This window comes from Rubripirellula obstinata, from assembly GCF_001642955.1.
Classification (GTDB): Bacteria; Planctomycetota; Planctomycetia; order Pirellulales; family Pirellulaceae; genus Rubripirellula; species Rubripirellula obstinata.
In genome coordinates, this window is record NZ_LWSK01000175.1 from 1 (window position 1) to 8,774 (window position 8,774).

Consider the following 8,774-nt stretch of genomic DNA (forward strand, 5'->3'; position numbering starts at 1 on the left):
GCGAAACCGAGCCAGAGAATTGATGTGGGGCAGCCATCCGGGTGCTCGCGCACCCGGCAGGGAGCTGCCGGCCCTCCGGGCCTAACGCGCAGTAACTGATGCGACGTCCCGAGCGAAAGGCGACTATAAAAAGTCGTGCATTGATTAGTGAGTTTCTGTCCTTGAAAGAATCCTCACTTGCCGATCAAATCCTGGATACCAAAGACAGTCGCGCGATTTATCGCATCGCGGTGGACAACGGCATGAAATCGTTGTGGGAAAGAGCGACCGAATTGGTCAGAGAGCATCAAACAAGTCCGGCAGAAGTTCGCCGCGTGCTTGGAATGTCGATGCGGATCTAACAACCATAACAAACTAAGACAGCCACATTCGCTCCCCGACTTCGGCAAGGGATCCATGGACTTTGACGAAATCAAATTGGTTCCTATTTCTTCATCCCGGTTAGACAAAGGCGGTAGTAAACGCTTAAACGCTGACTTGGACCGGGACAGTGTAAAATCGGCACTGCCCGAATCAGACGGCAAAGAATTTCCGTTGGGGCTGGTGCGTGAAGATGGGGAATGTTTGACGGAAGAGCAACGGTTTGAAAACGCTCGAAACCTGTACAACCAAACATCGGGGCTGTACCCTCGACAACGGCACTACCCAACGCTTGAAGCGATGCAGCGGCTAAGCAGAATCTTTGGCTACGTCGCCATTGCGATTGTGTTCCCGTACCTGATCGGTCGCATGGTGTACATCATTTATACGACCGACCAAGGGTTGCTGTTAGAACTTGGTCGCTACAGCGAATTCGCCATCCCAGTGCTCTTCGGAACGGTCGGCATGGTGGGATTTCTGTTTGCCTCTGCCGAAGGAATTCAGTTGTTCATCGACGTGCAAGACAACCTGCTAAGAATCGCCAATCGAACGGGGCGACGCAAAGATTAACTACGCACGTTGTTGTTTCACCTGTGACCTTGCGAACACCAAGATACGAGCCACGGTGAGCGAAGTTTCCAAATACGACTCTGTTTCTCGCAGGATGGACGATGGGAAATAGATCGCAGGCGTGTCCGCCGCCTTTTTGCCCGATATCTTTTGCAGCAATCTCGTTTGCAGCGAAGGCACAGCAGCCTGTGGCGGTTTCTGATTGCAATCACGATCGATGTGACGAATCGCGGTGCGAAACAGGAAGAATAGAATTTTGGGCGACATCTTGACCAGCTCGTTCACGTCGATCGTGTCGATCGCCTTTGCCAACGCAGCGTCTGGGGCCGCCATATTGATTTTCTTTAGCCAATGCACCTGCTTGATCAACAACGTCGAATCCTGGCCGCCGGCAACCGAACGCGAGTTTTGCCAAAGTTCAGCAAACGATTTTTCGTTGGTCCGGAAAAACGGCCATAACACGCAGCGGTGATCGTTTGCCAATTCACGACTGGGGCTGACCCGCCCCAGCGATCCGTCGCATCGCAGTTGGTGAATGTTACGGGGACTTCCACCACGTTTGTTTGGCAGGTCGGTCAAAACGATTGGGTTGATTCCCGACAAAACCAACGCCAACCGTTCGACCACTTCCGGCGAAAGGTCAAGGTGTTCCCAGCTTGGCGATCCCGCAGTTTGCCACGCCAGATCCTTGGAAAGAGGAAAATGGACGGGTTGGGGAGGCCTCAGAGATTTCGGTTCGGAATTCGACATGGTTGGTTCTCGCGTCGAGTTCAATGCATTACTTCAATGCTCTTATACAACACTGCTCTCTTTACAACACTGTTCTTTTTACAACACTGCGCCTCCCAATAAGATCGCCCGTTTCGCGGATCTTCGCCAGCGAGAATGAGGCATTGCAGGCGTTCTTCATCAAAATGCAACATAGTCTGAACAGATTTACCGTCGCGGATGACCACCATCGACGGTTAGACTGCTTAGCGACAATGAATACCTTGAGGGAACTTGCGTGTCACGATTCAATTTGATCTATCGCAATAGCCAAAAGCGAGGCGAACGAGTGGATCTACCGCTGACCGCGTCAACAAGCGAAGGGTTCACGATTGGCCGTAGCCGAAGCACCGATCTGTTGCTACCAACGCCCGACGTCAGTCGCCGGCATTGCCGATTGATTCAATCGGGCCAACAGGTTTTGATCATTGACTTGGGAAGTCGGGCGGGAACGCATGTCAATCGCCAACGCATCAGCACCGAAAAACCGACTTCGCTGAGCCATCGCGATAAACTGCAAATTGGAAAATGGAAATTCCGACTGCTCGATTCGCAACAGGAAAGCACGCAACAGGAAACCACCAGGCCAAAGGCTCAACCCAAGCAAGCGAAAGCGACGGATTCGTTGGACCAGATGCTAAGCGAACTCGATGGACTTGCATCAGAATTAGACGACGGAGATTTCGCGTCAATGACCACTCTTTCGATCGAATCGATTGAAAGCCAACGCAAACAATCTGAATCAGAATCCTTGCGGGAAAGCGAATCGAATCAGGCAATCAATCGCCAACCGATTGAAAAACAAAAATCCGACAAGGACAAAGCCGTTCTAGAAGTTGATGCCTACAAGCGGGAATCGGAGTCGACCGACACAGCTCCCGAAACAACGCAAAAAAACGACCCAAAAGAGCGATTTCAAAAGTTGCCTGACCACGTGCGTTCCAAAGGCCCCGCCGACTCCACCACAGCCGCAGACGAAGCCCTCAAACGCATCTTCGGTGGCTAACCAAAGATGAATTGAACCTTGCTTTTAGGTTCAAAGTTCGCAAATTCTGCTGCCTTCGAATTTCTAGGCTTCGTCAGCGATCCTTCGCCCAGAATTCATGCGGTCTTAACCAATGCGGGCCTTTTGGAAATCGACACGGTCGGGGATCATAACCGCTGAAACAGTACTTCGACATTTTTCATCCAACTCATCTAGTCCACTGACATGCGATCCTCGCTTCCCACGATGATGCCCACGGGCGAGGTGCTGTCCAGCCGATCCACTAGCGACGTTTCCACCAACAGTTGGGGTCTGCAGACGAACCAACACCCAAAACCTTGCACTCCATCAGTCTGGATCGTCATTGCCGCCTACAACGAATCCGAGCGAATCGGTCGGACGCTTGCTGATTTGAAGGCGAAAGGATTTCATCACGTCATCGTGGTCGATGATGGTTCACGCGATGGCACCGCAGCGGTCGCTGCCCAGGCTTCGGAGTTTGTCTTGCGACATCCGATTAATTGTGGGCAGGGAGCAGCGTTGCAAACTGGGATTGATTTCGCACTCGGTCAGTCGGCGATATTATCGTCACGTTCGACGCAGACAACCAGCACGATGCATCGGAGATTGGACGACTGGTGGATCCGATTTGCCACGGCGTTGCGGACGTGGTTTTGGGGTCTCGGTTCTTAGGGCAGACGATCAACATTCCGCTACCGCGTCGTCTGTTGTTGGGTGCCGCGACTTGGTACACACGGTTGACGACACGATTATCGGTGACGGACACACATAATGGCTTTCGCGCCCTTTCGGCAGCGGCCGCCGGCGTTATTCGCATCCGGCAACCACGGATGGCGCATGCTTCGGAAATATTGGAAGAGATTGCCCGCCACGGCTTGGCTTGGCAAGAGCAGCCCGTCACGATCCGCTACACCGAAGAAACCCTTGCAAAGGGTCAAACCGGTTGGGATGCGGCGAGGATCGCGGGGCAGTTATTGCTTGGAAGGATGCTGCGATGACTTTGTTCCAATGGCTGGTTGTGCCGCTGTTGTCGTTCTTCCTGGTCCTGGAACTGATGGGGCTGCGAACCGGCCGAATTCGCCCCACAGTGCGATTGTTGCGGATAGCGCTTTGGCTGACTGCAATCCTGTTGACTCTGTTCCCCGGTTTGAGCAGCCAGTTGGCGAGCGCGGTGGGCATTGGCCGCGGCGTCGATTTAGTGGTTTACCTGTTTATGATTGCCGCCTCGGTTGCCTGGTTGCACATGCAGACTCAGCACCAGAAGCTACAGCGGTCCCTGGTGGAATTGGCTCGCGCCGAAGCAATCCGAAACCCATTTCAGGGCGGCCCTGCCGCCGATGATTCGACGACCACGAACCCGGTTGTCGATTCGTGACACAGTTTTAAAGAGTGACGGAAACTTATTAGATTCGGATGGTTGGCGTGCATCGCATGTCACCCAGCGAGACGAAGTCCGCGCCGACGGAATTTTAGTTCTCATTTGGCAAGCTGGGGCAGCAGGCGGGATCAGCCGCGTTTGCAGCATCGCCAGGATTGTCTCCATTGAAGCAAACCTTCCTTAGATAAAAACTTGCTCCGACAGATCACAGAAACGCTGGCCTCAAAAACGCTGGCCACAGAGACTCAGGCCACAGACGCCAAAACACCTCGGGATCAGGAACTGCCATTGCGTTGGCACGGCCCCGCACCGGCTTGGCGATTGATCGACGTGGCCGAGTTGTGGCGGTTTCGCGAGCTGATTTGGGCGTTTGGTTTTCGCGACTTAAAGGTTCGCTATCGGCAAGCCGTCATTGGCATCGCCTGGGCGATCATTCAACCGCTGTGTACCGTCATCGTTTTCGGCGTCCTAATATCTTTGCTGCGTGGCACTGCGTCTGGTGGTGATGTGCCCTACGCGGTCACCAGTTTGTGTGGATTGGTTCCTTGGCAGTTCTTCGCGGCTGCTGTATCGCAGGCCACACTCTCAATCGCCCTAAACAATCAATTGATCCAGAAAGTGTACTTCCCGCGAGTGATCTTGCCGCTGTCGGCCTTCGTGCCCGCACTGGTGGATTTTGCAGTCGCATTTGCGATGCTGGGCATCGTCATGCTGTATTACGGGATCCTTCCGGGTTGGCAAATCGTTTTGCTGCCGGTGTTGTTCGCGATGACAGCCATCACGGCGGCTGCGTTTTCGCTTTGGTTTTCCGCTCTCAATGGTATTTACCGAGATGTGCAATTCGCGGTGCCCTTCATCTTGCAGCTAGGCATGATCGTTTGCCCGGTCGTCTATGAAACTGGCGCGGTGATTCCGGAAAAATGGCAACCACTGTACTACCTCAATCCCACGGCGGGGCTGCTGCAGTGTTACCGCAGTGTATTGTTGGGTTCGCCCTGGCCGTCGCCAGTGTCGCTGGCGATCAGCGTCGTCATGGTCGGGATCATTGGCATTGGTGGAGCAGCCTATTTTCGACGCATGGAACGACGTTTCGCAGACGTGAGCTGAAGCTTGCTATTAGCGGTTAGCGGTTAGCAATTAGCGGTTAGCCTTCCAGAAGTTCGACCCCAACGGGGTCGCAGAGAAACGAAACGATGGACACAACCGCACCAGATCAGATTAGAATTAGAATCAGTTCAATATTAACCACCAAAAGCTAACCGCTAATCGCTAACCGCTATTTCAATGTCCCACGCCGCCGTAAGTGAAACGTTCGCCGATCGCCTCGCCGATCTGGGCCACCTAGACGCACAGCGCATTCGCACGCGACCGGCTCCCGGTACCGCCACGCTGGACGACTTGGTCCGCGCCAACGGGCAAGGCGATGGGCTGTGCGAATTGATCGACCACACACTGGTGGAGAAAGCGATGAGTTACGAAGCATCCGTAGTGGCCGCCACCATTCTGAGTATCCTGCGGCAATTCATCAATCCTCGAAAGCTCGGCATCGTCTCCGGGGCCGACGGGATGTTCCGGTTGATTCCGGGCAATGTCCGCGGCCCAGACGTCGCGTACGCCTCCCGCGACCGATTTGCCGATGGCAAATTCCCCAGCGAAGCTTACCCGTCAATGTCGCCGGACCTGGCCGTCGAAGTCCTCAGCCTCGGCAACACTAAAGCCGAAATGACTCGCAAGCGGATTGAATATTTCCATTCCGGCGTGCGTCTAGTGTGGATCGTGGATTGCCGGTCACGATCCATCGCCGTCTACACCGCGCCCGACGACGTGGTGATCCTCAACGAAGAAGCCACCCTCACTGGCGGCGAAGTCTTGCCCCATTTTCAAACTCCTGTTTCCGCCTTCTTCGAAGACCTGGACTCACTCAGCAAGTCCCCTGCACGGTCGTAGCGGGACGCACCAAGCGTTCAGCCTCCACCCCAAAAAAACTATCGCCAGCAGCTAATCGCTTTCTAAAATGACCCAGGTCGAACTGCTCGCATTGGTCATCGCCACCCTGAACCAACTCGACATCCCCCACATGCTCGTCGGCTCGCACGCTTCGAGCGTCTACGGCGAACCCCGCAGCACGCACGATATCGATTTGGTCATCGATCTACCGCCGTCCCTCATCCCCGACCTCGTAGCCGCGTTTGATTCGTCCCGCTACTATCTTAGCGAATCGGCTCTTCGCGAGGGGCGCATGGCGAACTTGATTGACAACCAAACCGGCGACAAAGCCGACCTGTTCATCCTGGGCGATGACCCGCAAGACCGAATCGCCTTCGAAAGGCGAACACCTGACAATGTCTTGGGCACCGACGTTGACTTGGCGTCCGTCGAAGACACGATCCTGTCAAAATGTCGCTGGAATGACATGATCGGCGGATCGCAGCGACAAGAGAACGACATTCGGCAAATGCTCATCCGTCAACGCGACTCCCTCAACTGGTCATACCTTCGAACCCAGGCCGAGCAGGGCGGTTTGCTGGAATCCCTCAAACGTTTGACCAATCCATGACGCCGGACCTCACCACTGTCGAAGCGACCCTCAACCGGGAACCGGAGCGACAAATCGCGATGAGCACCGCGGCGGGCCGCGAAGCCCTGGCGGTCCACGAGCGTGTGATGCGATCGCTAACCCGCTCGCAAAAACTCGCCAAAGCGTTCGAGCTGACCCACATCACCCGTGAGCTGATGCGAGTCGGTATCCGCCGCCAGCACCCCAAGGCCAGCGACACCGAAATCCAACGCCTCTACGTCCACCAATTGCTCGAGTACCAAAACCTCGACCCCGAAACCCTCGCCGAGTGCCAAAAACGCGTCGACAAACTCCACCAAAACGTAGCTACGAGCGATTAGCTTCTCAATTCCCATCTGAACAACGAACCCAACTCAGTAGCTGGACGCGTAAAGCGTTAAGGCAGCTCGCCATTAAACATCTACCCACTGAGTGGATTGATGCATAGGTGCCATTTACCAAGTCTCTCCGAACGTTTCAGACGCTCGGCGATCGGTTGAAACTCTTGCTTGGTTAGCTTGAAGCCACGCTCGTAGGTGCCTTCGAGCAGGTCGACCAGCGGTGACACTCCTCGCCAAGTCATGCTCCTGGCCCAGCGAATCGCTACATCGATCGAGGTCAGCAGAGTTCCGTTCCAGTGCTGCTCCAAAATGCCCCAGCAGCGTTCGATCGGATTGTACTTGCTGTGGTATGGCGGATAGTAAGCCAGCTCAATTTTTAAACCCGTCCGATCAACAAATTGCACGAGGCGATTCATGAACTGCGTCCGTGAACTGTTGATCTCCGGTGCGTTGTCCAGATTGATCACCAGTTTCTCGATGTGACCATACAACTGGCCTCGGCGAGACCACCAATGCTCGATGCAATCAGCAACAAAGTCGGCATTGTCTCGTGATGTCCCAAAGATCACGTTGAGCTGATCACAGTCCACTTCCAAGATGCCCGCAGGAACGAGAATCGCCTCTTGCCCCATATCATGATCGATCGCCTTGACCGGCTCAGGGGAACGAGCGTAGCCCAACCGCGAGAATGGACCAATCTTGACTTTCGCTTTGGTGTCGAACGAAATCCGCAGCGTGGACTGCTGTGTAGAAGCGAAAGTGTGGACGACCTTCAAGTTCTCGAAGATGGCGTCTGTTTCAGAAATTTTTTTGAGGCTTGGTTTTTTGCACCTTCTTGGTGCTGTATCCCATGCGGTTCAGGATACGGTGCATCGATCGTTCCGATGGGAGGCTTTGGATTCCTGCTTGGGCCACTTCCCGGCGAACTGCTTTGGCGGTGATGCGTGTATAAGTCAAAGTGGATTGGAACTTTGGGCCGGCCTGTGATTGAGGCTCGGCGTGTCGTTTGATTACTTCAGCTAGTTGTGGTGATTGATCTTCCGCTCTTTTTCGTCCTCTCGCGTGGACGTTATCGAGGCATCGAACGCCGGTCCGCAGTTCGCCTAGCCCCGTCGCGACGGCTGCTCTTCCCCATCCGAATCTCTGTTCTGCTTTCCGCGCGCTTGCATCGCAAAATTTGATTGCGATTTCGGCCTGATACTCTCGACGCTTCCATCCGGTGAGTTTTGCGGCTGCTGATTTGATTGACTCAACAACGTTGTCCTGTAAATCAATTGCCAAGAGAATCCTTTCTCGAGTTTCAAAGAATCACCGAGCCATTGAAATAGCATATCTAAAGCCGCGACGGTAGATCATTTCTGGCACGCTGCCTTACATCTTTTTGCCAAACTGCTAACCGGCCAGTACGAAGTAATTCCCTAGGCGAAGGCTTTGTTCAGGGCCGAAAGCGTGGTGGCGTTAACCGAGGACTGTCTTTTTTACCAGGCTTTTTCGCCAAACCGATAGAGTAATTGGGCTCAGCAAAGTATTCCCTCGTGTCTGTCCGCGAGATGGCTTTGTCCAAGATTTATCGCCATCACTAACCCCAGCGTTTAATGATCCAAAACAACCACTGCGAATGGTCAAAGTTAGAGTCGCAACGGCGCTTATTCATGCTATCCCAGTAAGTAAGCGTTCGGCAGAACTATTTACGGGCTAGTTTCCGACGGCGAGCTCGGCGGGCTTTGGTTTGGGCGGCGCGGGCCAGGGATTCCGCTTGGCGGTAGCTGCGGACTTTCTCTGGATGAGCCTTCG

At 54.2% G+C, this 8,774-nt stretch carries 11 protein-coding genes and 1 pseudogene; 10 read left to right on the forward strand and 2 right to left on the reverse strand.

Translation table 11 applies throughout. From position 1 onward, the window contains the following. The first annotated feature begins 161 nt into the window (after positions 1-161). Entirely contained in the window at positions 162-341 is a 180-nt protein-coding gene (locus RC85_RS23785; RefSeq protein WP_149752763.1) for a hypothetical protein, read from the forward strand. A gap of 55 nt (positions 342-396) precedes the next feature. After that, complete coding sequence (locus tag RC85_RS23790) at positions 397-930, forward strand: hypothetical protein (RefSeq protein ID WP_068267243.1); 534 nt, start codon at positions 397-399, stop codon at positions 928-930. On the opposite strand, the gene RC85_RS23795 is transcribed toward RC85_RS23790, so the two are convergent. Beyond that, positions 931-1,680, reverse strand: coding sequence for a hypothetical protein (locus tag RC85_RS23795; protein ID WP_068267244.1), 750 nt, complete (start codon positions 1,678-1,680; stop codon positions 931-933). It abuts the gene before it with no gap. A gap of 256 nt (positions 1,681-1,936) precedes the next feature. Here RC85_RS23795 and RC85_RS23800 point away from each other — a divergent pair, with 256 nt between their 5' ends. The 8 genes from RC85_RS23800 to RC85_RS23835 all read left to right on the forward strand — a co-directional run bounded on the left by RC85_RS23800 (position 1,937) and on the right by RC85_RS23835 (position 6,980). Next, positions 1,937-2,704: an FHA domain-containing protein gene (locus RC85_RS23800; RefSeq protein ID WP_068267245.1), complete on the forward strand. Its 768-nt coding sequence runs from the start codon at positions 1,937-1,939 to the stop codon at positions 2,702-2,704. 204 nt (positions 2,705-2,908) lie between these two features. Beyond that, complete coding sequence (locus RC85_RS28325) at positions 2,909-3,376, forward strand: glycosyltransferase family 2 protein (RefSeq protein ID WP_200836761.1); 468 nt, start codon at positions 2,909-2,911, stop codon at positions 3,374-3,376. Then, entirely contained in the window at positions 3,310-3,702 is a 393-nt protein-coding gene (locus tag RC85_RS28330; protein ID WP_338060593.1) for a glycosyltransferase family protein, read from the forward strand. Before RC85_RS28325 ends, RC85_RS28330 begins: the two co-directional genes overlap by 67 nt. Then, a complete protein-coding gene (locus RC85_RS23810) occupies positions 3,699-4,079 on the forward strand; it encodes a DUF2304 domain-containing protein (RefSeq protein ID WP_068267246.1) in 381 nt (126 codons plus the stop codon). Before RC85_RS28330 ends, RC85_RS23810 begins: the two co-directional genes overlap by 4 nt. Before the next feature lie 195 nt (positions 4,080-4,274). Next, complete coding sequence (locus tag RC85_RS23820) at positions 4,275-5,189, forward strand: ABC transporter permease (protein ID WP_084422977.1); 915 nt, start codon at positions 4,275-4,277, stop codon at positions 5,187-5,189. A gap of 177 nt (positions 5,190-5,366) precedes the next feature. Beyond that, on the forward strand, positions 5,367-6,029 hold the full coding sequence (locus RC85_RS23825) for a Uma2 family endonuclease (protein WP_068267248.1): 663 nt from the start codon (positions 5,367-5,369) through the stop codon (positions 6,027-6,029). Between the two features lie 67 nt (positions 6,030-6,096). Continuing rightward, complete coding sequence (locus tag RC85_RS23830) at positions 6,097-6,639, forward strand: nucleotidyltransferase family protein (RefSeq protein ID WP_068267249.1); 543 nt, start codon at positions 6,097-6,099, stop codon at positions 6,637-6,639. Further along, positions 6,636-6,980 carry a hypothetical protein gene (locus RC85_RS23835; protein ID WP_068267250.1) on the forward strand — a complete coding sequence of 115 codons (345 nt, stop codon included), beginning with the start codon at positions 6,636-6,638 and terminating at the stop codon, positions 6,978-6,980. Before RC85_RS23830 ends, RC85_RS23835 begins: the two co-directional genes overlap by 4 nt. 80 nt (positions 6,981-7,060) lie before the next feature. On the opposite strand, the pseudogene RC85_RS29095 reads toward RC85_RS23835, so the two are convergent. Beyond that, positions 7,061-8,261 (reverse strand): annotated as a pseudogene (locus tag RC85_RS29095) (ISAzo13 family transposase). Positions 8,262-8,774 lie beyond the last annotated feature (513 nt).

Excerpts from the sequence above, each read along its gene's own strand:
- RC85_RS23790 (WP_068267243.1), top strand. The coding sequence starts at position 397 with ATGGACTTTGACGAAATCAAATTGGTTCCTATTTCTTCATCCCGGTTA.
- RC85_RS23825 (WP_068267248.1), top strand. The coding sequence starts at position 5,367 with ATGTCCCACGCCGCCGTAAGTGAAACGTTCGCCGATCGCCTCGCCGAT.
- RC85_RS28325 (WP_200836761.1), top strand. The coding sequence starts at position 2,909 with ATGCGATCCTCGCTTCCCACGATGATGCCCACGGGCGAGGTGCTGTCC.
- RC85_RS23795 (WP_068267244.1), bottom strand. The coding sequence starts at position 1,680 with ATGTCGAATTCCGAACCGAAATCTCTGAGGCCTCCCCAACCCGTCCAT.
- RC85_RS23830 (WP_068267249.1), top strand. The coding sequence starts at position 6,097 with ATGACCCAGGTCGAACTGCTCGCATTGGTCATCGCCACCCTGAACCAA.
- RC85_RS23835 (WP_068267250.1), top strand. The coding sequence starts at position 6,636 with ATGACGCCGGACCTCACCACTGTCGAAGCGACCCTCAACCGGGAACCG.
- RC85_RS23810 (WP_068267246.1), top strand. The coding sequence starts at position 3,699 with ATGACTTTGTTCCAATGGCTGGTTGTGCCGCTGTTGTCGTTCTTCCTG.